This window comes from Streptomyces sp. NPDC003016 (assembly GCF_053591455.1).
The window spans coordinates 85,448-111,739 of the sequence record NZ_JBSFTV010000020.1 but is presented as its reverse complement, the minus strand read 5'-3'; the positions used below and the strand labels follow the sequence as shown (position 1 = coordinate 111,739).

Below are 26,292 nucleotides of genomic sequence, written 5' to 3'. Positions count from 1 at the left end.
CGCCGCCGGAGAGGCCGGGGCGGCCGGAGAAGCCGGGGCCGCCGGAGAAAGCGTGGCCGCCGGAGAAAGCGTGGCCGCCGGAGAAAGCGGGTCAGGTCGCGGCGCGCGGCGTGAGCGCGCCGAACGCTCCGTGCGCCAGCCGCCGCAGCAGCCCCTCCATCGCCGCCCGTCCCGGCAGGCCCTTGCCGTACGACCCGAGGTGCGGCGTCGAGTTCAGCAGCCCGAACACCGCGTGCACGGCCGACCGCGCCTCCGTCTCCGGTACGCCGGGGTTCAGCTCCCGTACGACGGTGACCCACAGTTCGACGTACTGCCGCTGGAGCCGGCGCACCCGCTTGCGGTCGCTCTCCCTGAGCCGGTCCAGTTCGCGGTCGTGCAGGGTGATCAGGGGCCGGTCGTCGAGGGCGAAGTCGATGTGGCCGTCGATGAGGGAGCCGAGTACCGCCTCCGGGCTGTCCGCGGACTCCGCCGCGGCGCGCTGCCTGCCGCCGTCCAGCAGCCGCTCGCTGATGCCGACGAGCAGTTCGGCGAGCATGGCGTCCTTGCCCGGGAAGTGGCGGTAGAGGCCGGGGCCGCTGATGCCGACGGCGGCGCCTATCTCGTCCACGCCCACACCGTGGAAGCCGCGCTCGGCGAAGAGGCGGGCGGCCTCTTCGAGGATCTGCTCACGGCGGGTCGGGGCCGCGACGCGGGCGGCGGCGTTGGTGCTCATGAGGTCATTCTAAACCGGCCGGTTAGCGCTCGTTAACCTCAGGGGAACGACCGCCGGGACGCTCACCGGGACGCCCGCCGGGACGCTCGCGGAAATGAGTGAACGCCCGCAGCAGCCACTCCACCGGCCCGAGCCGGTACCGGCGCAGCAGCGGGCCGCTGAGGGCGAGCTGCGCCGCGTACAGGGCGAGCGCGAGGCAGACCGGGACGGCGATGCCCAGGCGTCCGTACAGGCCGAGGCCGTAGCCCGTGAAGACCAGGGCCATGACGAGCGACTGGGTGAGGTAGTGGGTCAGCGCCATGCGTCCGGCCGGCGCGAGGATGCCCGCCGCCCGCGCCCCGCCCGGCGCACCGAACCAGAGCAGCAGTCCGGCGGCGTACGCCGCGGTGAGCGCCGGGGCGAAGACGGTCCCGGCCATCCCGGCGAGCAGCTCCCAGCGGGCGGGGAGCGGGCCCGCCGTGCCGGCGGCGGAGAAGGCGGCGGTGGGCACGCCCACGCAGAGGCCGGTCACCAGGATGCGGCGCAGACCGGCGGCGCTCACACGGGTGAGCCACTGCCGCTTGCCGGCCGCCAGCCCCAGCAGGAAGACGGCGACGACGAGGCCGCCTATGGTCAGCAGCGCGACGGCGGCGAACCACAGCTGTTCCAGGTTCGCGCCGACGACATCGGCGAAGCCGCCCCGGTAGGCGGCGGTGAGTTCGGCGGCCTCCGCGGCGGCGGCGCCCGGCGCGGTGTCCGCGCCCGGGTCGGCCAGCGTCGCGAGCGCGCCGAGCAGCAGCAGGGCCGAGCCGAAGGCGCCCCACACCCACAGCGCGGCGCGGTACGCGCCTTCGGGGGTGGCCCGGCGGGCGGCGAAGAGGATCAGGCCGAGCAGGGCGTACGTCGTCAGGATGTCGCCGACGTAGAGGAACACCGCGTGCAGGGCGCCGAGGACGAAGAGCCCCAGCAGCCGCCGCATCGTCCGCGGCCCGAGGCGGGCGCCGGCGCGCTCGGCCGAGGCCGCCTGGAGGGTGAAGCTGTAGCCGAAGAGGAACGAGAAGAGCAGGTAGAACTTGCTCTGCGCGAGGAACTGGACCAGCCAGAGGGCCACGGTGTCGGCGGTGCCCGGCGGCCGGCCGCCCACCAGGCCGTAGGGACCGGCCATGGTCAGGCTGTTGACCAGGAGGATTCCGAGGAGCGCGAAGCCGCGGAGGGCGTCCACCTCCAGAACGCGCGGCCGCGGCCGCGGCTCCGTCCCGGTTTCCGCCGTGTCCCGCCGTGTGGTCACAAGCCCCGCCCCCGTATGCACCCCGTACGCAGTCGGAGGAAATCCTGACAGCCCTCGGACGCCAGTGCGTCATACCGCAGAACGAATCCCCCGGCCCCCGCCGGGCGGAGAGCCCTGGACAGAGGGGTTAGCGGTCGTTAACCTGAGAGGGCGTTAACGCTCACTAACATGCTCACCGACAGCACACCGACCGGGCGAGGGGGCTCAGGAGATGCGGCAGGCACCGGTGCTGACCAGCACCGCCGATCCGGCAGCCGAGGCATGGCGGGCCAATGAAGCGGCCCACCGGGAGCTCGTGGAGGGACTGCGCGGGCGGCTCGCCGCGGCGCGGCTCGGCGGCGGCGAGAAGGCCCGCGCCCGCCACACGGCGCGCGGCAAGCTGCTCCCGCGCGACCGCGTGGACACGCTCCTGGACCCCGGGTCGCCCTTCCTGGAGCTGGCTCCGCTGGCGGCCGAGGGGATGTACGGCGGGGCGGCGCCGGCCGCGGGTGTGATCGCCGGGATCGGGCGGGTGAGCGGCCGCGAGTGCGTGGTCGTCGCGAACGACGCCACGGTCAAGGGCGGCACGTACTACCCGATGACCGTCAAGAAGCACCTGCGGGCGCAGGAGGTGGCGCTGGAGAACCGGCTGCCGTGCCTGTACCTGGTGGACTCCGGCGGCGCCTTCCTCCCTCTCCAGGACGAGGTCTTCCCGGACCGCGAGCACTTCGGACGGATCTTCTACAACCAGGCCCGCATGTCGGGGGCGGGCATCCCGCAGATCGCGGCGGTGCTCGGGTCCTGCACGGCGGGCGGGGCGTACGTCCCCGCGATGAGCGACGAGGCCGTCATCGTGCGGAACCAGGGCACGATCTTCCTGGGCGGGCCGCCGCTGGTGAAGGCCGCCACCGGCGAGGTCGTCACGGCCGAGGAGCTGGGCGGCGGCGAGGTCCACTCCCGCACCTCGGGCGTCACCGACCACCTCGCCGAGGACGACGCCCACGCGCTGCGCATCGTCCGCAACATCGTGGCGACGCTCCCGGGACGCGGCCCGCTGCCGTGGCCGGTCGAGCCCGTCGAGGAGCCCAAGGCCGATCCGTACGGGCTGTACGGCGCGGTGCCGGTGGACCCCCGTACGCCCTACGACGTGCGTGAGGTCATCGCGCGCACGGTCGACGGCTCGCGCTTCCAGGAGTTCAAGGCGGAGTACGGCCAGACCCTGGTCACCGGCTTCGCCCGGGTCCACGGGCACCCGGTCGGCATCGTCGCCAACAACGGCATCCTCTTCTCCGAGTCCGCCCAGAAGGGCGCGCACTTCATCGAGCTGTGCGACCAGCGCGGCATCCCCCTCCTCTTCCTCCAGAACATCTCGGGCTTCATGGTCGGCAGGGACTACGAGGCGGGCGGTATCGCCAAGCACGGCGCGAAGATGGTGACGGCGGTGGCGTGCACGCGCGTCCCGAAGCTGACGGTCGTCGTCGGCGGGTCGTACGGCGCGGGCAACTACTCGATGTGCGGCCGGGCGTACTCCCCCCGCTTCCTGTGGATGTGGCCCAACGCGAAGATCTCGGTGATGGGCGGCGAGCAGGCGGCGTCGGTGCTGGCGACGGTCAAACGGGACCAGCTGGAGGCGCGCGGGGAGTCCTGGTCCGCGGCCGAGGAGGAGTCCTTCAAGGCTCCGGTCCGCGAGCAGTACGAGACCCAGGGCAACGCCTACTACGCGACGGCGCGGCTGTGGGACGACGGCGTGATCGACCCGCTGGAGACACGGCAGGTGGTGGGCCTGGCCCTGACGGCCTGTGCCAACGCGCCGCTGTCCGACCCCGCCTTCGGCGTCTTCCGGATGTGAGTGACACATGACGATGTTCGACACAGTCCTGGTCGCCAACCGCGGCGAGATCGCGGTCCGCGTCATCCGCACGCTGCGGGAGCTGGGCGTGCGCTCGGTGGCCGTGTTCAGCGATGCGGACGCGGACGCCCGCCATGTACGGGAGGCGGACACGGCGGTCCGTATCGGCCCGGCGGCGGCCTCGGAGAGCTACCTGCGCACCGACCACCTGCTGGAGGCGGCGGCCCGTACCGGCGCCCGGGCCGTCCACCCGGGCTACGGCTTCCTCGCCGAGAACGCGGCGTTCGCCCGGGCGTGCGCGGGCGCGGGGCTCGCCTTCATCGGACCGCCCGCCTCGGCCATCGCGCTCATGGGCGACAAGATCCGGGCGAAGGAGACGGTACGGGCGGCAGGCGTCCCGGTCGTGCCCGGCTCGTCCGGCAGCGGCCTGAGCGACGACGAACTGGCCGCGGCGGCGCGGGAGATCGGCATGCCGGTCCTCCTCAAGCCCTCGGCGGGCGGCGGCGGCAAGGGCATGCGGCTGACCCGCGTCGAGTCCGCGCTGGCGGAGGAGATCGCGGCGGCGCGGCGCGAGGCGCGGGCGTCGTTCGGCGACGACACGCTGCTGGTGGAGCGGTGGATCGACCGCCCCCGGCACATCGAGATCCAGGTCCTGGCGGACGCCCACGGCAACGTCGTCCACCTGGGCGAGCGCGAGTGCTCCCTCCAGCGCCGCCACCAGAAGATCATCGAGGAGGCCCCGTCGGTCCTCCTGGACGAGGCCACGCGCGCGGCGATGGGCGAGGCGGCGGTCTCGGCGGCGCGCTCCTGCGGGTACCGGGGCGCGGGCACGGTGGAGTTCATCGTCCCGGGCAACGACCCGTCGTCGTACTACTTCATGGAGATGAACACCCGCCTCCAGGTGGAACACCCGGTGACCGAGCTGATCACCGGCCTGGACCTGGTGGAGTGGCAGCTGCGGGTCGCGGCCGGTGAGGAACTCCCCTTCGCGCAGAAGGACATCACGCTCACGGGCCACGCGGTGGAGGCCCGCATCTGCGCGGAAGACCCGTCCCGCGGCTTCCTCCCCTCGGGCGGCACGGTCCTGGCCCTGCACGAACCGCAGGGCAACGGAGCACGGACCGACTCCGGGCTCACGCAAGGCACGGAGGTCGGCAGCCTCTACGACCCCATGCTGTCCAAGGTGATCGCGTACGCCCCGGACCGCGCCACCGCCCTGCGCCGCCTGCGCGCGGCCCTGGCGGACACGGTCGTCCTGGGCGTCCCGACCAACGCGGGTTTCCTGCGCCGCCTGCTGGCCCACCCGGACGTCGTCTCGGGAGCGCTGGACACAGGGCTGGTCGAGCGCGACGCGGACAGCCTGGTCCCGGAAGGGGTCCCGCCGGAGGTGTACGCGGCGGCGGCGCTGCTGCGGGCCGGGGAGGAGACCGCCGCCGACACCACTGCGCGCTGGACGGACCCCTTCTCCGCCCGCACGGGCTGGCGTCTGGGCGGCTTCCCCGCCTGGACGGTCCACCACGCCCGCGTACCGGGCCATGACCCGGTGGCGATCGGCGTGCGCACCACGGCGGCGGGCCTGGAGCTCCGACTCCCCGGCCCGCACCCGACGGCCCCCGACCTGGCAACCGCCATCCCCCTGCAACCGGTGGCGCCGAACGGCGCGCAACCCCCGCCCACGGGGGCCGACGGCGCCACCCCGGCGCCCCTCGCCGACGCGACCGCCCCGGGCACGGACGCAGCCCCGTCCCCCGGCACGGACACGGGTACGGGCGCAGCCCTCTCCCGGGGCGGCGGCGCGCAGTTGCCGCCCCGGAGGCCCGGCGGCCTGCCCCCTCTCCCGGCGGAGCCGCAGGCGTCGCCACCGGGAGGGGCCGGGACGGGGGAAGGAGAACCGCTCCCCACCCGCGCCCGCCTCGTCGCCACGGACGACCGCACCGTCACCGTCGAGCTCGCCGGTGTGACACACACCTTCAGCCGCGCCACCGGCCCGGAGGGCACCTGGCTGGGCCGGGACGGGGACTCCTGGCACGTCCAGGACCACGACCCCGTCGAGGCGGGCCTGACCGGCGGCGCCCGCTCGGGTGCCGACACCCTCGCCGCGCCCATGCCCGGCACCGTCACCGTGGTCAAGGTGGCCGTCGGGGACCACGTCGACGCCGGACAGAGCCTCCTCGTCGTCGAGGCGATGAAGATGGAGCACGTCATCTCCGCCCCGCACGCCGGCACCGTCACCGAGCTCGACGTGACGCCGGGCTCCACCGTCGCCATGGACCAGGTCCTGGCCGTGGTCACCCCGCAGGAGGAGTCATGACCGGGGCACTGCCGATGCGGGTGCCGGCAGCCGGCCTGCCCACCCGTGTCCGCATCCACGAAGTCGGCGCCCGCGACGGCCTCCAGAACGAGAAGACCGTCGTACCGACCGAGGTGAAGGCCGAGTTCATCCACCGCCTCGCCGGCGCGGGGCTCGCCACCGTCGAGGCGACCAGCTTCGTGCACCCCCAGTGGGTTCCCCAGCTCGCCGACGCCGAAGCGCTGTTCCCCCTCCTGCACGACGTCGGCGCCGAGCTCCCCGTGCTCGTGCCGAACGCCCGCGGCCTCGACCGCGCCCTCGCCCTCGGCGCGCGCCGCGTCGCCGTGTTCGGGAGCGCGACCGAGACCTTCGCGCGCCGCAACCTCAACCGGACCGTCGACGAGTCGCTCGCCATGTTCGAGCCGGTCGTCGCCCGCGCCAAGGAGGAGAAGGCCCACGTACGCGGCTACCTCTCCATGTGCTTCGGCGACCCGTGGGAAGGGGCGGTCCCGGTCCGCCGAGTGGTCGAGGTCGCCAAGGCCCTGCTCGGTCTCGGGTGCGACGAGCTGAGCCTCGGCGACACCATCGGCGTGGCCACCCCCGGCCATGTCCTGGCCCTGCTCACCGCCCTCGGCGAGGCCGGTGTCCCGGCCTCCGCGATCGGCGTGCACTTCCACGACACGTACGGCCAGGCCCTCGCCAACACCCTCGCCGCGCTCCAGTACGGCGTCACCACCGTGGACGCCTCCGCGGGCGGCCTCGGCGGCTGCCCGTACGCGAAGAGCGCCACCGGAAACCTCGCCACCGAAGACCTCGTGTGGATGCTCGACGGCCTCGGCGTCGAGACCGGGGTCGACCTCGGCCGGCTCACCGCCACCAGCGCGTGGATGGCCGAACGGCTGGGCCGCCCCAGCCCCTCCCGCACCGTGCGTGCCCTGTCCCACAAGGAGTCGTAGTCATGCCCCTCGACCACCGCCTCTCCCCCGAGCACGAAGAACTCCGCCGTACGGTCGAGGAGTTCGCCCACGACGTCGTCGCCCCGAAGATCGGCGACCTCTACGAGCGCCACGAGTTCCCGTACGAGATCGTCCGCGAGATGGGCCGTATGGGCCTCTTCGGCCTGCCCTTCCCCGAGGAGTACGGCGGCATGGGCGGCGACTACCTCGCGCTCGGCATCGCCCTCGAAGAGCTGGCCCGCGTCGACTCCTCCGTGGCCATCACCCTCGAAGCGGGCGTCTCGCTCGGCGCGATGCCCCTCTTCCGCTTCGGCACGGAGGAGCAGAAGCGCGCGTGGCTGCCGCGCCTGTGCTCGGGCGAGATGCTGGGCGCTTTCGGCCTGACGGAACCCGACTGCGGTTCGGACGCCGGCGGCACGAAGACCACCGCCCGCCGCGAGGGCGACGAGTGGGTCGTCAACGGCTCCAAGTGCTTCATCACCAACTCCGGTACGGACATCACCGGTCTGGTCACCGTCACCGCCGTGACCGGCCGCAAGCCCGACGGCAGGCCGGAGATCTCCGCGATCATCGTCCCCTCCGGCACCCCCGGCTTCACCGTCGCCGCCCCGTACTCCAAGGTCGGCTGGAACGCCTCGGACACCCGCGAGCTGTCCTTCTCCGACGTACGCGTCCCGCTCGCCAACCTCCTCGGCGAGGAAGGCCGCGGTTACGCCCAGTTCCTGCGCATCCTCGACGAGGGCCGCGTCGCCATCTCGGCGCTCGCGACCGGTCTGGCCCAGGGCTGCGTCGACGAGTCGGTGGCGTACGCGAAGGAGCGCCACACCTTCGGCCGCCCCATCGGCTCCCACCAGGCGATCCAGTTCAAGATCGCCGACATGGAGATGCGCGCCCACATGGCCCGCGTCGGCTGGCGCGACGCGGCGTCACGCCTGGTCCGGGGCGAACCGTTCAAGAAGGAGGCGGCCCTCGCCAAGCTCTACTCCTCCACGGTCGCGGTCGACAACGCCCGCGAGGCCACCCAGATCCACGGCGGCTACGGCTTCATGAACGAGTACCCGGTGGCCAGGATGTGGCGCGACTCGAAGATCCTGGAGATCGGCGAGGGCACGAGCGAGGTCCAGCGCATGCTGATCGCCCGGGAGCTGGGCCTCACCGGCTGACGCCCCGCACACCGGACGGGGCCGTCCCCGCACCACAGGGCGCGGGGCCGCCCCCGCCGCCTCGGATCTCCCGGAGCCTGCGGGCGAAGACGTGCGCGCCGACGCCACGGCCGAGCGCAGTCCAGCGGCAACCCCTGCCCAGGGCGGGGCAGTTCGGTTCGACCGCCGCCCGAGGCCGTCCGCCGCATGGAACCAGCCCCTGGACATTGCATGAGGTTAGGCTAACCTACCCTCGGACTTGTCCCGTGGAGGACCCCGACCGCACGTACGAAAGCAGACACCGTCATGCCTCACGCCCGAGCCACCCGCCTCTCCCGCCGCAGCCTGCTCGCCGCCGGCGGTGCCGTCGGCATCGGCGCCGCGCTGACCGCCTGCGGCGAGACCTCCGCGAAGAACGAGGAGAAGGACGCCGGGAAGTCGGGCCCGTGGTCCTTCAAGGACGACCGCGGCAAGACGGTGAAGAGCCCCGCCACCCCCAAGAACATCGTCGCGTTCACCGGTGTGGCCGCCGCGCTCCACGACTTCGGCGTCGAGGTCAAGGGCGTGTTCGGTCCGACCAGGACCGCGGACGGCAAGGCCGACGTCCAGGCCGGCGACCTCGACATCGACAAGGTCAAGATCGTCGGCAATGTCTACGACGAGTTCAACGTCGAGGAGTACGTCGCCCTCGACCCCGACCTCCTCGTCACGGCGATGTGGGAGAAGGACAAGCTCTGGTACGTCCCCGAGGCGTCCACCGCGAAGATCCTCAAGGTCGCTCCGAGCGTCGCCCTGTGGGCCGCGGAGACCACCGTCCCCAAGGCGATCCAGCGCCACGCCGACCTCGCCGAGTCCCTCGGCGCCGACGTCAGGGCCAAGAAGGTCACCGACGCCAAGACCCGCTTCGAGAAGGCCGCCGCGCGCCTGCGCCAGGCCGCCAAGGCCAACCCGAAGGTCAAGGTCATGATCGGCTCGGCGAGCCCGGACCTCTTCTACGTCTCCCTCGCGAAGATGTCGGCGGACACGCTCTACTTCCAGGAGCTGGGCGTGAACTTCGTCGAGCCGAAGGTGGACGCGGCCGGCTTCTTCGAGAGCCTCAGCTGGGAGAACGTCGACAAGTACCCGGCCGACATCATCATGATGGACAACCGGACCGGAATCCTGCAGCCCGACGACCTCAAGAACAAGCCGACCTGGACCCGCCTGCCCGCCGTCAAGGCCGGCCAGGTCACCCCGCGCACCACGGAGCCGATCTACTCCTACGACAAGTGCGCGCCGATCCTCGAAGACCTCGCCGAGGCCATCGAGAAGGCCAAGAAGGTCGCCTGAGCATGACCGGGACAGCCGAGGAGGCCGAAACCGCCACCGCCACCGTCCCGTTCCGCTTCTTCGGCCTGACGGTCGTCCGGACCCGGCGGCTCAGCACCTCCCTGGTCAGGGTGACGTTCGGGGGCGAGGACCTGCGGGCCTTCGCCTCCGGGGGCCGGGACCAGAGCCTCTCCCTCTTCCTGCCGCACCCCGGCCAGCCGGAGCCGGTGCTTCCGCCGGAGACCGAGCCGGACTGGTTCGGGGCGTACCGCGCGCTGCCCGACGACGTGCGCGCGGTCATGCGCTCGTACACCCTGCGCGCGCAGCGCCGCGCCGCCGACGGGGCCCGGGCCGACGAGATCGACATCGACTTCGCCCTCCACGGGGACGGCGGGCCCGCCTGCCGCTGGGCGGGTCGGGCGGGCGCCGGTGACCGCGTCGTGGTCCTGGGGCCGGCCGTCGAGGACAACACCGCCGTGCGCTTCCGCCCGCCCGAGGACACCGACTGGGTCCTGATGTGGGCGGACGAGACCGCGCTGCCGGCCGCCGCGGCCGCCCTGGAGTGGCTGCCGGCCGGGACGAAGGCCAAGGTCTGGATCGAGGTCCAGCACGCCGACGACCGCCTGGAGCTGACCACGGCGGCCGACGCGGACATCACCTGGCTGGTGCAGGACGAGAACGCGCCCTCTCCCCTGGAGGCGGTACGGGACGCCGGGTTGCCGGACGGTACGCCGTACGCCTGGATCGCGGGCGAGTCGTCGTGCGTACGGGCGCTGCGCCGCCACCTCGTCCAGGAGCGGAAGTTCGACCGCAAGCGCGTGACGTTCGTGGGCTACTGGCGCCGCGGGCTGAACGAGGAGCAGTTGCGGGAGCGGGAGCGGGCGGAAGAAGAAGACACGCAGTAACGCACGACGACTGCGTCCCCTGGGGGGCGAGTGCGTTGCGAGACAGAGTTAGGTTAGGCTAACCTAACAATCACACCGCGCCTTCGCCCCCCTCCTCCTGTCCTGAGGGCGCAATGAATTCCCGTACCCGGGAGGACAGTTCATGCGTTCACACCTGCTCAATGACACGACCGCCGAGCGGTACCGCCGGACCGCCACCGCAGCGGTCGAGCGGGTGGCGGACAAACTCGCCGCGACCAGAAAGCCGTTCACCGGCATCACCCCGGAGCAGCTCGCTCCCCGGTTCGACGCGATAGACCTCGACCGGCCGCTCGGTGACACCACCGCCGTCCTGGACGAGCTCGAATCCGTCTACCTCCGCGACGCCGTCTACTTCCACCACCCGCGCTACCTCGCGCACCTCAACTGCCCGGTCGTCATACCGGCCGTCGCCGCCGAAGCCGTGCTCTCCGCCGTCAACTCCTCCCTCGACACCTGGGACCAGAGCGCGGGCGCCACCCTCATCGAGCGCCGCCTCGTCGACTGGACGGCGGGCCGCATCGGCTTCGGCACCGCCGAGGAGACGGGCGCCGACGGCGTCTTCACCAGCGGCGGCTCCCAGTCCAACCTCCAGGCGCTGCTCCTGGCCCGCGAGGAGGCCAAGACCGACGACTTCGCCAAGCTGCGCGTCTTCGCCTCCGAGTGCGGCCACTTCAGCGTCCAGAAGTCCGCGAAACTCCTCGGCCTCTCCCCCGAAGCCGTCATCGCGATCCCCTGCGACAACGACAAGCGCATGCGGACCGTGGTCCTCGCCCGCGAGCTGGCCCGCTGCACGAGCGAGGGCCTCGTCCCGATGGCCGTCGTCGCCACCGCCGGCACCACCGACTTCGGCTCGATCGACCCGCTGCCCGAGATCGCCGAGCTGTGCGAGCTGTACGGCACCTGGATGCACGTCGACGCGGCGTACGGCTGCGGCCTGCTGGCCTCCCGCACCCGCCGCCACCTCCTCGACGGCATCGAGCACGCCGACTCGGTCACCGTGGACTACCACAAGTCCTTCTTCCAGCCGGTCAGTTCGAGCGCGCTGCTGGTCCGCGACGGTGCCACCCTGCGCCACGCGACGTACCACGCCGACTACCTGAACCCACGTCAGGTGGTGGAGGCGGGGGCACCTCCCGTGCCCGGAGGGCTACGGGGGAGCGTCCCCAACCAGGTCGACAAGTCCCTCCAGACCACCCGCCGCTTCGACGCCCTCAAGCTGTGGATGACCCTGCGGACCATGGGCGCCGACGGCATCGGCGAGCTCTTCGACGAGGTCTGCGACCTCGCCGGCGAGGGCTGGCGGCTGCTCGCCGCCGACCCGCGCTACGACGTCGTCGTCCAGCCCTCGCTCTCCACCCTCGTCTTCCGCTACGTCCCGGCCGACGTCACCGGCCCCGCCGTGATCGACCGCGCCAACCTGTACGCCCGCAAGGCGCTGTTCGCGTCCGGCGACGCCGTCGTGGCCGGGACGAAGGTCGGCGGCAGGCACTACCTGAAGTTCACCCTTCTCAACCCCGAGACGACGCTGACCGACATCGCGGCCGTCCTCGACCTCATCGCCGGCCACGCCGAGCAGTACCTGGGAGAGTCCCTTGTCCACGCCTCTTGAGCCTCTTGACTTCATCGGTATCGGACTCGGTCCGTTCAACCTCGGGCTCGCCTGCCTCACCGAGCCGATCGACGAGCTCGACGGCCTCTTCCTGGAGACGAAGCCGGACTTCGAGTGGCACGCGGGGATGTTCCTCGAAGGCGCGCACCTCCAGACGCCGTTCATGTCGGACCTGGTCACGATGGCCGACCCGACCTCGCCGTACTCCTTCCTCAACTACCTGAAGGAGCAGGGGCGGCTGTACTCCTTCTACATCCGCGAGAACTTCTATCCGCTGCGGACCGAGTACAACGACTACTGCCGCTGGGCCGCCGCCAAGCTCAGCAACATCCGCTTCGGCCAGACGGTCGCCTCGGTCGAGTTCGACGCCGGGTCCGAGCTGTACGTCGTCCGCACCCAGGACGCCACCTACCGCGCCCGCCACCTGGTCCTGGGCACCGGCACCCCGCCGTACATCCCGGACGCCTGCCAGGACCTGGGCGGCGACTTCATCCACAACTCGCGCTACGTGAGCGGCAAAGAGGCGCTCCAGGCGAAGAAGTCCATCACCCTGGTCGGCAGCGGCCAGAGCGCCGCGGAGATCTTCTACGACCTCCTCGCCGAAATCGACGTACACGGCTACCGGCTCAACTGGGTCACCCGCTCGCCGCGCTTCTTCCCGCTGGAGTACACCAAGCTCACGCTGGAGATGACCTCCCCGGAGTACGTCGACTACTTCCACGCGCTCCCGGAGACGACGCGCTACCGCCTGGAGTCCCAGCAGAAGAACCTCTTCAAGGGCATCGACTCCGAGCTGATCAACGCCATCTTCGACCTGCTCTACCAGAAGAACCTCAAGGGCCCGGTCCCCACCCGCCTGCTCACCAACTCCTCCCTCGACACCGCGAGCTACGACGCCGAAAGCGCGACGTACACCCTCGGGCTGCGCCAGGAGGAGCAGGGCAAGGACTTCGAGCTGAGCACCGAGGGCCTCGTCCTCGCGACCGGCTACCGCTACCGCACCCCCGCCTTCCTGGAGGGCGTGCGCGACCGGATCCGCTGGGACGGCCAGGGCCGCTACGACGTGGCCCGCAACTACAGCATCGACACGACGGGCCGCGGCATCTTCCTCCAGAACGCCGCCGTCCACACCCACAGCATCACCTCGCCCGACCTGGGCATGAGCGCGTACCGCAACGCCTACATCATCCGTGAGCTGCTGGGCTCCGAGTACTACCCGGTCGAGAAGGCCATCGCTTTCCAGGAGTTCGCCATTTGACCTCCTCTCCTCCCTTGGGGGAGGAGAGGCCAGCCCTCGCGGGTTGGGTTTTCTGCTTCGCCGACGACTGCCTCGCAGGAGTGCTCCGTTGAGGTCTTACACCATCTCCACAGACTGTCACCGCCAGCCCGGCGGCCAGAATATTGCGGGCTGCGTTGATATCCCGGTCCAGGACCAGCGGACACCGCTCGCAGCGGAAGACCCGCTCGCCCAGCGGCATGCTCGCCTTGACGTGCCCGCAGGCCGAGCAGGTCTTGGACGAAGGAAACCAGCGGTCCACGAGCACCAGGGTGCGGCCGTACCACTGGCACTTGTACTCCAGCAGGGTGCGCAGCTCGGTCCAAGCGGCGTCCGAGATCGCCCGCGCCAGGGTGTGGTTCTTGAGCAGACCGACCACATTCAGGTCCTCGATCACGATCGTTTGGTTGTCACGAATGAGCCGAGTGGTCAGCTGGTGCAGGAAGTCCCTGCGCCGGTCGGTGATCCGGGCATGCACCCGCGCCATCTTGGCGCGGGCCTTGTCCCGGTTCTTCGATCCTTTCTCCTTCTTCGCCGGCTGCCGCTGGGCTTTGGCCAGCCGAATACGGTCAGTGCGCTCATGACGCGGGTTGGTGACCTTCTCCCCCGTGGAAAGGGTCACCAGGGCGGTGATACCCGCGTCGATGCCGACCACGTCCTCCACCGGCGGCAGGGCTGCCACACCGGCGTCTTCGCACAGCAGGGACACAAACCACCGTCCCGCACTGTCGCGGGAGACGGTCACCGTGGTCGGCTGCACGCCTTCCGGCAGCGGCCTGGAGAAGACGACGTCCAGCGGAGCAGTCATCTTGGCCAGTGTCAGCTGCCCGTCGCGGTAGCGGAAGGCCGAGCGGGTGTACTCCGCAACCGCCTCGGACTGCTTGCGCGACGTGAACCTGGGATATTTCGCCCGGCCTTCGAAGAAGTGCGTGAAGCCCGCTTGCAGATGCCGCAAGGTCTGTTGCAGCGGTACCGAGGACACCTCCGTCAGGAAGCCCAGCTCGTCGGTCTTCTTCCACGCGGTCAACAGCGCCGAGGTGCCGTTGTAATTCATCCGCTCCTGGCGCTGGTACCAGGCCTCCGTGCGGGCTTGGAGGGCCAAGTTGCAGACCTTGCGCACACAGCCGAACGTGCGGAGCAGCTCCGCTGCCTGCACGTCACCGGGGTAGAAGCGGAACTTAAATGCCCGCTTCACCGGCTCGGCCTTCACCCTTCACAAGGCACCGGCGCACCGGTAAGGCTCAACTCCCTTGCTTGACAAAGGCATTCGAACCCAGCGCATCGACACTCCGCACCACCGAAGCACGGATGCGTTTCCTCCCCCGCCTGCAGGCGGGGGTATCCACACAAGGACCCAATTGATGAGCAGCACACAGTTCACCATCCGCCCCCTCGACCCTTCCCCAAGCTCTCGACTCCGTTCGGGCAGGGGAGGCCCCATTTCGGACTTCGAGCTGCTGCACGGCTGGGTCACCCATCCCAAGGCCGCCTTCTGGATGATGCAGGACGCGTCGCTGGCGGACGTCGAGCGCGAGTACATGGCGATAGCCGCCGCCGAGCACCACGACGCCTTCATCGGCGAGTACGAGGGCGAGCCCGCCTTCCTCATGGAGCGCTACGACCCGGCCCACGTCGAGCTCGTGGGCCTGTACGACGCCCAGCCCGGCGACGTCGGCATGCACTTCCTGGTCGCACCGACCGACAAGCCCGTCCACGGCTTCACCCGCGCCGTGATCACCGCGGTGATGGAGGAGCTGTTCGCGGACCCGGCCACCCGCCGCGTCGTCGTCGAGCCCGACGTGCGCAACGACGCCGTCCACCGCCTCAACGAGGCCGTCGGCTTCGAGATCGTCGAGAAGATCGCCAAGCCGGAGAAGGACGCCTACCTGAGCGTCTGCACGCGCGCCCGGTTCGAAGCCGCACGCCGCACCGCCGGAGCCGCCCTGTGAACCGCGAGAGCCCCACCGGCGCCGTCTCCCACCTCTCCCCCGAGCGCTGGGCCCACGCGAGCCGGCTCCTCGTCCGCAAAGCGCTCGCCGAGTTCTCCCACGAGCGCCTGCTGACCCCCGAGCCCCTCACCGGGGGCCCCTCCCAGGCTTCCGGCTCCGGGGGAGACAGGTACGCCGTCCGCTCCGACGACGGCGCGACCGAGTACCGCTTCACCGCCCGCCGCCACGCGCTCGACCACTGGCAGGTCCTCCCCGAGTCCATCACCCGCCACCGCGACGGCGCCGAGATCCCCCTCGACGCCCTCGAGTTCTTCATCGAGCTGCGCGGGGCACTCGGCCTGAGCCCGGAGATCCTCCCCGTCTACCTGGAGGAGATCAGCTCCACCCTCTCCGGTACGGCGTACAAGCTCACCAAGGAGCCCGTCACCGCCGCCGAGCTGGCCCGCGCCGATTTCCAGGCCATCGAGACGGGGATGACCGAGGGCCACCCCTGCTTCGTCGCCAACAACGGCCGTCTCGGCTTCGGCATCGACGAGTACCGCTCGTACGCCCCCGAGGCCGCCTCCCCCGTCCGGCTGATCTGGCTGGCCGCCCGCCGCGACCACGCCACCTTCACGGCCGGCGCCGGGCTGGAGTACGAGGACTTCGTACGCGCCGAACTGGGCGACGCGGTCCTCGACCGGTTCGCGGCGACGCTGACCGGCCTCGGCCTGGACCCGGCCGACTACTACCTCATCCCGGTCCACCCCTGGCAGTGGTGGAACAAGCTCTCCGTCACCTTCGCCGCCGAGGTCGCCCAGCACCGCCTCGTCTGCCTCGGCGCGGGCGACGACAGCTACCTCGCCCAGCAGTCGATCCGTACCTTCTTCAACACGAGCGACCCGGCGAAGCACTACGTCAAAACGGCGCTGTCCGTCATCAACATGGGCTTCATGCGCGGCCTGTCCGCCGCCTACATGGAGGCCACGCCCGCCATCAACGACTGGCTGTCCGGTCTGATCGAGAACGACGAGACCCTCCGGGCGACCGGCCTGACGATCATCCGTGAGCGCGCGGCCATCGGCTACCACCACCGCCAGTACGAGGCCGCCACCGCCAAGGGCTCCCCGTACCTGAAGATGCTCGCCGCGCTCTGGCGCGAGAGCCCCGTCCCGTCCCTGGCGCCGGGCGAGCGCCTCGCCACCATGGCGTCGCTGCTGCACACCGACCACGAGGGCGCGTCCCTCGCGGGCGCCCTCATCGCCGAGTCGGGCCTCGAACCGGCCGAGTGGCTGCGCCGCTACCTCCACGCGTACCTCACGCCGCTGCTGCACAGCTTCTACGCGTACGACCTGGTCTACATGCCGCACGGCGAGAACGTCATCCTCGCCGTCGAGGACGGCGTCGTCACCCGGGCGGTCTTCAAGGACATCGCGGAGGAGATCTGCGTGATGGACCCGGACGCGGTGCTGCCGCCCGCCGTCGAGCGCGTCCGCGCCGACGTGCCCGACGACATGAAGCTGCTGTCGATCTTCACCGACGTCTTCGACTGCTTCTTCCGCTTCCTCGGTGCCACGCTCGCCACCGACGGCGTCGTCGACGAGGACACCTTCTGGCGGACGGTGGCGGAGTGCGTGGCCGACTACCAGGAGGCGCACCCGCAGCTCGCGGACAAGTTCAAGCAGTACGACATGTTCGCGCCGGAGTTCGCGCTGTCCTGCCTGAACCGGCTCCAGCTGCGCAACAACAAGCAGATGGTCGACCTCCAGGACCCGTCGGGCGCGCTCCAGCTCGTCGGCACCCTCGACAACCCGATCGCGCGGTACGCACCCGCCTGACCGGGAGCGACGAACGGGCGGGCGCCCGTGTCCCAGGCCCTCACGGACGCCCGCCGCACCCTCTCCGTCCCTACTCCGCCGGCCAGGGCACCTGCGCCGAGCGGTAGTGGTCGATCCCCAGCGCCGAGAACCGCGGCCCCTGGGCCGCCAGCCGCACCTTGTACGCGTCCCAGTCGTGCGTGGCCGCCGGCGACCAGCCCAGCTCGGCGATGCCCGGCAGCCTCGGGAACGCCATGAACTCGACCTGGTCGTTGGTCCACAGGGTCTCCGACCACAGCGGCGCCTCGACCCCGAGGACCGACTCGGCCGGCGCGCCCGGCAGGTACGCCCCCGGGTTCCAGTCGTAGGAGCGCCGCACCTCCACATGGCCCGCCCAGGTGAGCCCCAGCGGCGTGTTCTTGTCGTACTTCATGTCGAGGTACGCCCGGTCGGCCGGCGACAGCACCAGCTTCGTCCCGTTCTGCGCGGCACGGGCGACCTGCGCCTTCTCCGCCGCCGACGTCCTGTCGAGGCCCCAGTACTGGGCGACGGCGCCCTCGGCCGGCTCGGCGCCGGTCAGCTGGTGCCAGCCCATCACCGTCTTGCCGTACTTGCCGACGACGGCCTGTGCTTTCTCCATGAAGGCGGCGTAGTCCGCGTGCGAGGTGGAGTGCGCCTCGTCGCCGCCGATGTGGAGGTACTTCCCGGGCGTCATGGCGGCGATCTCGCGCACCACGTCGTCCACGAACCTGTACGTGATGTCCTTCGCCACGCACAGCGAGCTGAAGCCGACGCTGGTCCCCGTGTAGAGGGGCGGGGCGACGCCGTCGCAGTTCAGTTCGGGGTACGAGGCGAGCGCCGCGTTGGTGTGCCCCGGCAGGTCGATCTCGGGGACGACCTCCAGGTGGCGGGAGGCGGCGTACCGCAGGATCTCCTTGTAGTCGGCCTTCGTGTAGTAGCCGCCGGGGCCGCCGCCGACCTGGGTCGAGCCGCCGTACGTCGCGAGCCGCGGCCAGGAGTCGACGGCGATGCGCCAGCCCTGGTCGTCGGAGAGGTGCAGGTGCAGCTTGTTGACCTTGTAGAGCGCCATCTGGTCGATGTACGTCTTGACCTTGTCGACGCCGAAGAAGTGGCGCGACACGTCGAGCATCGCGCCCCGGTAGCCGTAGCGCGGCGCGTCCTCGATCGTGCCGCCCGCGACCTTCCACGGCCCCCGCTGCCGGGTGTCCTCCTCCACGGAGGCGGGCAGCAGCTGACGGAGCGTCTGCACGCCGTGGAAGAGCCCGGCGGGTTTGCGGGCGGTGATGGTGACCCCGTGGCGTCCGGACTCCAGCCGGTACCCCTCGTCGCCCAGCGAGGCGTCCCCGGAGCCGAGCCGCAGCCGGATCCCGTCCTTGGCGTCCCTCTCCGTGACCGCGAGCGCGTAGCCGGTGGACGGACGCAGGATGCCCGCGAGGTACGAGCCGATCCGCCGCGCCTCGCGCGAGTCGTCGTCGACCCTGATGCGCGTCCGGTGCGTGAGGGCGTAGGAAGGCCCGCCCTCGGAGACGGAGGCGGGCGCCGGAATCACTTGGCCCAGCGGTCTTGCTTCCGCGGCGGGCCCGGCGGCCGCCGGGGTGGCCGCGATGCTCGTCGCGCCGGTGGCGCCGCCGACGATGACGGCAACGACCAGCGGAGCGAACAGGCGGGGGAGCGTTCTGCGTTGACTCACGGGCGGTCCCTTCGGCGGGCTTCGCAACAGTGGCGTAGTGCAGGCGAACGGTCACCATGCGTATCGCGCGCCCACTTCGGGGTCAAGGGTTTAGACCACTTCCGCGTCCGTGTCCTGCTCCGGGAGACACCCGGACGCAATCGGCACCCCCCACGCCAGAAGTGAGATCCTGCCCGCATTCGGGCAGGATTCTTGCGTACGCCCCGAATCCCCCGCAGTATCTACGGGTGCTCGAACGCCGTCCTTCGTCGCCGCACGACGACCTCATCGACCACCTGATCCGCAGCACCGCGCTCCCGCGCGGTGAGGCCGCCCGGGTGGTGCTCGACGTGCTGGCGTACTTCGACGAGACGGCCGAGGACTTCGTGCGCCGCCGCCACCGCGAACTCCAGTCCGGCGGCCTGGTGAACGCGGAGATCTTCGAGCGGATCGCGGCCGAGCTGCCGCACCGCGCCGTGGCGCCGCCGGAGCTCTCGCTCCGCCAGCTGCGCCGCATCGTCTACGGCTGAGCGCCCACTCAACGACTCGAGGGACAGAGAACATATGTGCGGAATCGTCGGTTATATCGGCAAGCGTGACGTCGCCCCGCTGCTGCTCGAAGGGCTCCAGCGCCTGGAGTACCGCGGCTACGACTCGGCGGGCATCGTGGTGACGAGCCCCAAGGCCAGTGGCCTGAAGATGGTCAAGGCCAAGGGCCGCGTCCGCGACCTGGAGGCCAGGGTCCCCAAGCGCTTCGCCGGCACCACCGGCATCGCCCACACCCGCTGGGCCACCCACGGCGCCCCGAGCGACGAGAACGCGCACCCGCACCTCGACGCCGAGGGCAGGGTCGCCGTCGTGCACAACGGCATCATCGACAACGCCACCGAGCTGCGCGCCAAGCTGGTCGCCGACGGCGTCGAGTTCCTCTCCGAGACCGACACCGAGGTCCTGGTCCACCTCGTCGCCCGCTCCCAGGCCGTGACGCTGGAGGAGAAGGTCCGCGAGGCGCTGCGCCACGTCGAGGGCACGTACGGCATCGCCGTCATGCACGCCGACTTCTCCGACCGCATCGTCGTCGCCCGCAACGGCTCGCCGGTCGTCCTCGGCATCGGCGAGAAGGAGATGTTCGTCGCCTCCGACATCGCCGCGCTGGTCTCGCACACCCGCCAGATCGTCACCCTCGAAGACGGCGAGATGGCCACCCTCAAGGCCGACGACTTCCGCACGTACACCACCGAGGGGTCGCGTACGACGGCCACGCCGACCACCGTGGAGTGGGAGGCCGAGTCGTACGACATGGGCGGCCACGACACGTACATGCACAAGGAGATCTCCGAGCAGGCCGACGCCGTGGACCGCGTGCTGCGCGGCCGCATCGACGACCGCTTCTCCACCGTGCACCTGGGCGGCCTGAACCTGGACGCCCGCGAGGCGCGCGGGATCCGCCGCGTCAAGATCCTCGGCTGCGGCACGTCGTACCACGCGGGCATGATCGGCGCGCAGCTGATCGAGGAGCTGGCCCGCATCCCCGCCGACGCCGAGCCCGCGTCCGAGTTCCGCTACCGCAACCCGGTCGTGGACCCCGACACCCTCTACGTCGCCGTCTCCCAGTCCGGTGAGACGTACGACGTGCTGGCGGCCGTGCAGGAGCTCAAGCGCAAGGGCGCCCGCGTCCTCGGCGTGGTCAACGTCGTCGGCTCGGCGATCGCCCGTGAGGCCGACGGCGGCATGTACGTGCACGCCGGCCCCGAGGTCTGCGTCGTCTCCACCAAGTGCTTCACCAACACGGTCGTCGCCTTCGCGCTGCTCGCCCTGCACCTGGGCCGTATCCGCGACCTGTCCGTCGCCGACGGCAAGCGGCTCATCGCGGGCCTGCGCAAGCTGCCCGCCCAGATCGCCGCGATCCTGGAGACCGAGGACGAGATCAAGAAGATCGCCGAGGAGTACGCGGGCGCCCAGTCGATGATGTTCATCGGGCGTGTGCGCGGTTACCCGGTGGCGCTGGAGGCATCCCTCAAGCTGAAGGAGATCTCCTACATCCACGCCGAGGCGTACCCGGCCTCCGAGCTCAAGCACGGTCCGCTCGCCCTGATCGAGCCCGCCCTGCCGACGGTCGCGATCGTGCCCGACGACGATCTGCTGGAGAAGAACCGCGCGGCGCTGGAGGAGATCAAGGCGCGCAGCGGCCGGATCCTGGCGGTCGCGCACCGCGAGCAGGAAAAGGCCGACCACACCATTGTGGTCCCGAAGAACGAGACGGAGCTGGACCCGATCCTCATGGGCATTCCGCTCCAGCTCCTCGCCTACCACACGGCGCTGGCCATGGGCCGCGACATCGACAAGCCGCGCAACCTCGCCAAGTCCGTGACGGTCGAGTAACGGCCGGCGGATCGAACCCGCAGGTACGACGGAGGCCGGCCCCCGCACGGAGCAGGGGGCCGGCCTTGTGTCGCGGCGCTCAAGGAATCAGGGCATCAGGGCATCAGGGCATCAGGGCATCAGGGCATCAGGACATCAGGGGATCACGATGACCGGCCGCTGCGCGCGCCGCGCCAGCCGGCCCGCCACCGAGCCGAAGATCCGCCCGACCAGGCCGTGCGTCGTCCCGACCACGATCGCGTCGGCCGAGTACTCCTGGCCGACCTCCTCCAGCTCGTGGCAGATGTCGCCACCGCGCTCGACGAGGATCCACGGCACTTCGGAGAGGTAGTCCGCGCAGGCCAGCTCCAGTCCGAGCACCTCGGTGCGGTGATCCGGTACGTCCACGAAGACCGGCGGCTCGCATCCCGCCCAGACCGTGGTCGGCAGCCTGTTGGCCACATGGACGATGATCAGACCGGAGCCCGACCGCACCGCCATGCCGATGGCGTACGAGAGTGCCCGCTCGCTGGAGGTGGAACCGTCGAAGCCGACGACGACACCGTGCTGGAAGGCGGGATCGCAGGAATGGCGCGTTTGTTCCACCGCCCGGAGGTCGTCCAGGGGATCGGCGACCTGCTTGCGGTCCGCGGGTTCGGGCATTTCGTGACCGGCCATGGGTGTCTCGGCGAAGAAGTCCTCTGAGGAGGGGTCGCTTTTATTGAGGGAAAGAGTGGCAATGAGCGGTGGAGCTGTGTCCGGGAATCACCTTCCCAACCCCATACCCCCAAGGGTACGGCGACACTCCCCTTCTGCCCAGAGCCGACCGCCCCTCGGACGGCGTCCAAGGGAGCATGCACGAGCCCGGCCCGTAAGGCAATGCCGGTTGCCCCTTACAGGTGTCTTGGCGGACGAGCGCCGTCGGCCGCGGCGCCCGGCGGACATGATCGACGACATGGCCGACAGCGCGGCCGGCGACGCGGTTCACCGGGGTACGTTCGGCCGTGCCCGCGGGTGGCAGCGGTGACAGCGGCGGCGGAAGGACGGGCGCGGCCGCGCCCGCGGACGCCGGGGCGGGCACCACAGCGAGGGAAGTGCGCCGGGGAAACAGCGACCCGGCACTCCCGCGCCCATAGCTTTTCAGCCAACTTCATGCCGCAGCCCCACCCTTGGCGGAATGACCCCTCAACCCCTGTTCCACCAGGCGTGAAAGGACCGTCTCCGGCCAACGCACCCTACGGGGACGGGCCATGAGGGCGAGGCGCACTTCCCTGCGGGGCCCGCGAGTGGAACGCTTCGTGATCGAATGCTTCGCGCCAAGTGGCCTTGTCGACATAGTGCCGAATGCCGAAGTTGTCACGCCGGCGCCACGGGACACAGTAGATTCGATCATGGGTATATACGGCGGGGGAATCATGCAGGACCGAGGGGAAACGTGCAGGACCGAGAGGACGCGAACACCAAGGGGGGCTTAGCGTCATGAGCCAGGACTCCACTGCCGTACCGGAGGCCGCACGGAAGCTCTCCGGACGCCGCCGCCGGGAGATCGTAGCGGTGCTGCTCTTCAGCGGCGGCCCCATTTTCGAGAGCTCGATCCCGCTCTCCGTGTTCGGCATCGACCGGCAGGACGCAGGAGTGCCCCGATACCGCCTGCTGGTGTGCGCCGGCGAGGACGGACCGCTGCGCACCACCGGCGGGCTCGAACTGACCGCCCCCTACGGCCTGGAGGCGATGAGCCGGGCCGGCACCGTCGTCGTGCCGGCGTGGCGGTCCATCACCTCGCCACCGCCGCCGGAAGCGCTCGACGCCCTGCGCCGCGCCCACGAGGAGGGTGCCCGCATCGTCGGGCTGTGCACCGGCGCCTTCGTCCTGGCTGCGGCCGGGCTGCTCGACGGCCGCCCGGCCACCACGCACTGGATGTACGCGCCGACGCTCGCCAAGCGCTACCCGTCGGTCCACGTCGACCCGCGCGAGCTCTTCGTCGACGACGGCGACGTCCTCACATCGGCCGGCACGGCGGCCGGAATCGACCTGTGCCTGCACATCGTGCGTACGGACCACGGCACCGAGGCCGCCGGGGCGCTGGCCCGCAGGCTCGTCGTACCGCCGCGCCGCAGCGGCGGACAGGAGCGCTACCTCGACAGGTCTTTACCGGAGGAGATCGGCGCCGACCCGCTCGCCGAGGTCGTCGCCTGGGCGCTGGAGCACCTCCACGAGCAGTTCGACGTGGAGACGCTGGCCGCGCGCGCCTACATGAGCCGCCGCACCTTCGACCGGCGTTTCCGTTCCCTCACCGGAAGCGCTCCCCTGCAGTGGCTGATCACCCAGCGGGTGCTCCAGGCGCAGCGTCTGCTGGAGACGTCCGACTACTCGGTCGACGAGGTCGCGGGCCGCTGCGGCTTCCGCTCGCCGGTCGCGCTGCGCGGGCACTTCCGGCGCCAGCTGGGCTCGTCCCCGGCCGCGTACCGGGCCGCCTACCGGGCCCGGCGGCCGCAGAGCGAGATCCACCCGGCCCCGCCCGCGGTCGCCCAGACCGTGGACGCGCTGCCGCAGCAGGCCAGGCGCGCGGCGGCGGCGAGCACACCGGCGGGCCCCTCCGCGACCGCGTCGGCCGCCCACGAGCCGGGGAAACCCGGCTCCGACGCCTACGCCCCGGGCCGTCCGACGCTGCCCGGCCAGCGGGAACGCCCCGTAGGGTGAGACACATGAACGATCGCATGGTGTGGATCGACTGCGAGATGACCGGGCTCTCGCTGACGGACGACGCACTTATCGAGGTGGCCGCACTGGTCACCGACTCGGAGCTCAACGTGCTCGGCGAAGGGGTGGACATCGTGATCCGCCCGCCGGACGCGGCCCTGGAGACCATGCCCGAGGTGGTGCGGCAGATGCACACCGCCTCGGGTCTCCTCGACGAACTGGCCGGCGGAACGACGCTGGCCGACGCCGAGGAGCAGGTCCTGGCGTACGTGAAGAAATACGTGAAGGAGCCCGGCAGGGCCCCGCTGTGCGGAAACTCGGTCGGCACCGACCGCGGGTTCCTGCTGCGCGACATGTCGACGCTGGAGGCGTACCTCCACTACCGGATCGTGGACGTCTCGTCGGTCAAGGAGCTGGCCCGCCGCTGGTTCCCGCGGGCGTACTTCAACAGTCCGGAGAAGAACGGCAACCACCGGGCGCTCGCCGACATCAAGGACTCCATCGCGGAGCTGCGCTACTACCGGGAGGCGGTCTTCGTGCCCCAGCCCGGACCCGACTCCGACACGGCGAAGAAGATCGCCGCGAAGTACGTCCTGCCTGCGCAGCCCGCGGAGTAAGCACCCGGTGACGCCCGGCGAAACCTGGGCGCGAGCACCCTCTGGGACCCTGTACACTTTTTCTCAGCCGGTCGGTAACGACCGGCCACGGTGGGTGTAGCTCAGTTGGTAGAGCACCTGGTTGTGGTCCAGGTGGCCGCGGGTTCAAGTCCCGTCACTCACCCTGAATGATCAAGCTCTGACCTGTAAAAACAGGTCAGAGCTTTTTCGTTCCCGGAACTTTGGGAACGCGATGGGAGCACAGAGCCCTCACGCCGGTCGCATGGTCTGCCCATGGCGAGCACTGCAGGGCGCCCCTGGGCGACGGAACGATCGCCTGCCAAGTGAAGTGACGCGAGGCCGGCGCCTGACAGTTCGGACGGTCCGGCGAAGAGCAGGCCGCCGGGCAGTTCAAGGCCCTCGCCGATGTCATCTACAACTGTCCGTAAGCCAGCCTGGCGACACGACGCCCCCCTGCGGACGGGGCGTTTTCGACTCACCCCGCCGAGGCCGAAGGGCTCGCCGTCGGGGGTGTCCCCACGGGAGCAGGCCGGGGGCCCGGATCTTGTGCGTTCCGTGAGTCGTCATGGCCGTCATGACGACGCGCGGGTCACCAGCTCCGTCGGGAGCACGACCTGGCGGGGGGCGATGCTGCGGGTGCCCAGCGGGCGGCGGTCGGCGATCTCGGCGAGCAGGACCCGGGCCATCTCGCGGCCCATCTCCTCTATCGGCTGCCGGACGCTGGTCAGAGGCGGGTCCATGTGGCGGGCGATGACCGAGTCGTCGAAGCCGACCAGGGCCACATCGCCGGGAACGCTGCGGCCCCGCTCGCGCAGGACCTGGCGGGCGCCCGCCGCCATCACGTCGGACGCGGCGAAGACCGCGTCGAGGTCCGGGCGGCGCTCCAGCAGTTCCGTCATGGCGCGGCGGCCGCCCGCCTCGGTGAAGTCGGCGGGGGCGATCAGCCGCTCGTCGGCGTCGAGGCCGGCCGCGGCCAGTGCCTGCCGGTAACCGTCGAGACGGCACTGGGCGCCGTACACGTCGAGCCGTCCGGTGATGGTGGCTATCGTGCGGCGGCCGCGCGCCACGAGGTGGTCCACGGCGCCGCGCGCGCCCGCCACGTTGTCCGCGTCGACCCAGGCGAGCGGCTCGCGCTCGGAGCGGCGGCCGCTGATGACGGTCGGTATGCCCAGCCCGGCCAGCAGCTCGGGCAGCGGGTCGTCGGCGCGTACGGAGACCAGCAGGACGCCGTCGACCCGGTGGCCCGCGAGGTAGTGCGCCAGGCGGCCGCGCTCGCGGTCGTTGCCGACGATGGTGAGCAGCAGCTGCATCTCGGTCCTGTCGAGGGCGGCGCCGACGCCCCGCAGGATGTCGGAGAAGTACGGCTCGGCGAAGAAGCGGGACTCGACCTCGGGGACGACGAGCGCGACGGCGTCGGCGCGGTTGGCGGCGAGGGCGCGGGCCGCGCGGTTCGGTACGTACCCCAGCTCGTCGACGGCGGCCTCGACGGCGGCGCGGGTCTCCTCGCTCACCCGCGGGGATCCGTTGACCACCCGGGAGGCGGTGCCCCGGCCGACACCGGCGCGTGCGGCCACTTCTTCGAGAGTCGGCCGTCCGCCGCTCCGGTTCCGGAATCCACGCGTCACGATGTCCCGACCTCCCCGCCCCATGTGCCGTCCGGTCGCGGTCCGGCGCTGCGCAATACCTCATAGCGGTCTCGGACCGCACATCCCGCCGTCCGGCGTCTTGACACTCCCACAGAGAGCCGCGAACCTTCAACACATCACAAGTGGGAGCGCTCCCACCCTACCTGACCCATACACATCCCGCACGTTCCCCGCCCGGGGCGCAGCCGCAATTCAAGGGCTCACCAGCACAGTTGACCG

At 71.0% G+C, this 26,292-nt stretch carries 20 protein-coding genes and 1 tRNA gene; 15 read left to right on the top strand and 6 right to left on the bottom strand.

Going from position 1 to position 26,292, the window contains the following annotated elements:
* Nucleotides 1–91: 91 nt before the first annotated feature.
* Both ACWDZ4_RS19160 and ACWDZ4_RS19155 read right to left on the bottom strand, forming a co-directional pair.
* Nucleotides 92–712, bottom strand: a complete 621-nt coding sequence (locus ACWDZ4_RS19160; protein WP_451509571.1) for an SACE_7040 family transcriptional regulator — start codon at nucleotides 710–712, stop codon at nucleotides 92–94.
* 22 nt (nucleotides 713–734) lie between these two features.
* Nucleotides 735–1,913, bottom strand: coding sequence for a DUF418 domain-containing protein (locus ACWDZ4_RS19155; protein WP_451509570.1), 1,179 nt, complete (start codon nucleotides 1,911–1,913; stop codon nucleotides 735–737).
* Between the two features lie 277 nt (nucleotides 1,914–2,190).
* Between ACWDZ4_RS19155 and ACWDZ4_RS19150 the strand changes: the two genes are divergently transcribed.
* The 8 genes from ACWDZ4_RS19150 to ACWDZ4_RS19115 all read left to right on the top strand — a co-directional run bounded on the left by ACWDZ4_RS19150 (nucleotide 2,191) and on the right by ACWDZ4_RS19115 (nucleotide 13,296).
* Nucleotides 2,191–3,807: a carboxyl transferase domain-containing protein gene (locus ACWDZ4_RS19150; protein ID WP_451509569.1), complete on the top strand. Its 1,617-nt coding sequence runs from the start codon at nucleotides 2,191–2,193 to the stop codon at nucleotides 3,805–3,807.
* 13 nt (nucleotides 3,808–3,820) lie between these two features.
* Entirely contained in the window at nucleotides 3,821–6,118 is a 2,298-nt protein-coding gene (locus tag ACWDZ4_RS19145) for an ATP-binding protein (protein WP_451509598.1), read from the top strand.
* Nucleotides 6,115–7,053, top strand: coding sequence for a hydroxymethylglutaryl-CoA lyase (locus ACWDZ4_RS19140; RefSeq protein ID WP_451509568.1), 939 nt, complete (start codon nucleotides 6,115–6,117; stop codon nucleotides 7,051–7,053). The genes ACWDZ4_RS19145 and ACWDZ4_RS19140 overlap by 4 nt, the downstream gene beginning before the upstream one ends.
* A gap of 2 nt (nucleotides 7,054–7,055) precedes the next feature.
* Complete coding sequence (locus ACWDZ4_RS19135; RefSeq protein WP_451509567.1) at nucleotides 7,056–8,216, top strand: acyl-CoA dehydrogenase family protein; 1,161 nt, start codon at nucleotides 7,056–7,058, stop codon at nucleotides 8,214–8,216.
* A 285-nt stretch (nucleotides 8,217–8,501) separates the two neighbouring features.
* A complete protein-coding gene (locus tag ACWDZ4_RS19130) occupies nucleotides 8,502–9,524 on the top strand; it encodes an ABC transporter substrate-binding protein (protein WP_451509566.1) in 1,023 nt (340 codons plus the stop codon).
* Nucleotides 9,525–9,526: 2 nt separating this feature from the next.
* Nucleotides 9,527–10,408, top strand: coding sequence for a siderophore-interacting protein (locus ACWDZ4_RS19125; RefSeq protein WP_451509565.1), 882 nt, complete (start codon nucleotides 9,527–9,529; stop codon nucleotides 10,406–10,408).
* A gap of 142 nt (nucleotides 10,409–10,550) precedes the next feature.
* Nucleotides 10,551–12,038: a pyridoxal phosphate-dependent decarboxylase family protein gene (locus tag ACWDZ4_RS19120; RefSeq protein WP_451509564.1), complete on the top strand. Its 1,488-nt coding sequence runs from the start codon at nucleotides 10,551–10,553 to the stop codon at nucleotides 12,036–12,038.
* Nucleotides 12,022–13,296: a lysine N(6)-hydroxylase/L-ornithine N(5)-oxygenase family protein gene (locus tag ACWDZ4_RS19115; RefSeq protein ID WP_451509563.1), complete on the top strand. Its 1,275-nt coding sequence runs from the start codon at nucleotides 12,022–12,024 to the stop codon at nucleotides 13,294–13,296. Before ACWDZ4_RS19120 ends, ACWDZ4_RS19115 begins: the two co-directional genes overlap by 17 nt.
* On the opposite strand, the gene ACWDZ4_RS19110 is transcribed toward ACWDZ4_RS19115, so the two are convergent.
* Nucleotides 13,223–14,524, bottom strand: a complete 1,302-nt coding sequence (locus tag ACWDZ4_RS19110) for an RNA-guided endonuclease InsQ/TnpB family protein (RefSeq protein ID WP_451509562.1) — start codon at nucleotides 14,522–14,524, stop codon at nucleotides 13,223–13,225. The genes ACWDZ4_RS19115 and ACWDZ4_RS19110 overlap by 74 nt on opposite strands.
* Before the next feature lie 151 nt (nucleotides 14,525–14,675).
* On the opposite strand from ACWDZ4_RS19110, the gene ACWDZ4_RS19105 reads away from it, so the two are divergent.
* The gene (locus tag ACWDZ4_RS19105) at nucleotides 14,676–15,263 is read left to right on the top strand and encodes a GNAT family N-acetyltransferase (protein WP_451509561.1); all 588 of its coding nucleotides are present in this window, start codon (nucleotides 14,676–14,678) and stop codon (nucleotides 15,261–15,263) included.
* On the top strand, nucleotides 15,260–17,080 hold the full coding sequence (locus ACWDZ4_RS19100) for an IucA/IucC family protein (protein WP_451509560.1): 1,821 nt from the start codon (nucleotides 15,260–15,262) through the stop codon (nucleotides 17,078–17,080). The genes ACWDZ4_RS19105 and ACWDZ4_RS19100 overlap by 4 nt, the downstream gene beginning before the upstream one ends.
* A 70-nt stretch (nucleotides 17,081–17,150) precedes the next feature.
* Here ACWDZ4_RS19100 and ACWDZ4_RS19095 read toward each other — a convergent pair whose 3' ends face one another.
* Complete coding sequence (locus ACWDZ4_RS19095) at nucleotides 17,151–18,770, bottom strand: beta-N-acetylhexosaminidase (protein ID WP_451509559.1); 1,620 nt, start codon at nucleotides 18,768–18,770, stop codon at nucleotides 17,151–17,153.
* 227 nt (nucleotides 18,771–18,997) lie between these two features.
* On the opposite strand from ACWDZ4_RS19095, the gene ACWDZ4_RS19090 reads away from it, so the two are divergent.
* A complete protein-coding gene (locus ACWDZ4_RS19090) occupies nucleotides 18,998–19,279 on the top strand; it encodes a hypothetical protein (protein WP_451509558.1) in 282 nt (93 codons plus the stop codon).
* 34 nt (nucleotides 19,280–19,313) lie between these two features.
* A complete protein-coding gene (glmS, locus tag ACWDZ4_RS19085) occupies nucleotides 19,314–21,131 on the top strand; it encodes a glutamine--fructose-6-phosphate transaminase (isomerizing) (protein ID WP_451509557.1) in 1,818 nt (605 codons plus the stop codon).
* Between the two features lie 135 nt (nucleotides 21,132–21,266).
* Here glmS and ACWDZ4_RS19080 read toward each other — a convergent pair whose 3' ends face one another.
* Nucleotides 21,267–21,788, bottom strand: coding sequence for a universal stress protein (locus tag ACWDZ4_RS19080; RefSeq protein WP_451509556.1), 522 nt, complete (start codon nucleotides 21,786–21,788; stop codon nucleotides 21,267–21,269).
* Nucleotides 21,789–22,589: 801 nt separating this feature from the next.
* Here ACWDZ4_RS19080 and ACWDZ4_RS19075 point away from each other — a divergent pair.
* The 3 genes from ACWDZ4_RS19075 (at nucleotide 22,590) to ACWDZ4_RS19065 (ending at nucleotide 24,590) form a co-directional block, all read left to right on the top strand.
* Nucleotides 22,590–23,810: a helix-turn-helix domain-containing protein gene (locus tag ACWDZ4_RS19075; protein WP_451509555.1), complete on the top strand. Its 1,221-nt coding sequence runs from the start codon at nucleotides 22,590–22,592 to the stop codon at nucleotides 23,808–23,810.
* Nucleotides 23,811–23,815: 5 nt separating this feature from the next.
* Nucleotides 23,816–24,427 (top strand): oligoribonuclease, encoded by a 612-nt coding sequence (gene orn / locus ACWDZ4_RS19070; protein ID WP_451509554.1) that lies wholly within the window; start codon nucleotides 23,816–23,818, stop codon nucleotides 24,425–24,427.
* 90 nt (nucleotides 24,428–24,517) lie between these two features.
* Nucleotides 24,518–24,590, top strand: a tRNA-His gene (locus ACWDZ4_RS19065).
* Nucleotides 24,591–24,999: 409 nt separating this feature from the next.
* Here the strand turns inward: ACWDZ4_RS19065 and ACWDZ4_RS19060 are convergent.
* Entirely contained in the window at nucleotides 25,000–26,076 is a 1,077-nt protein-coding gene (locus tag ACWDZ4_RS19060) for a LacI family DNA-binding transcriptional regulator (protein WP_451509553.1), read from the bottom strand.
* Nucleotides 26,077–26,292: the final 216 nt, after the last annotated feature.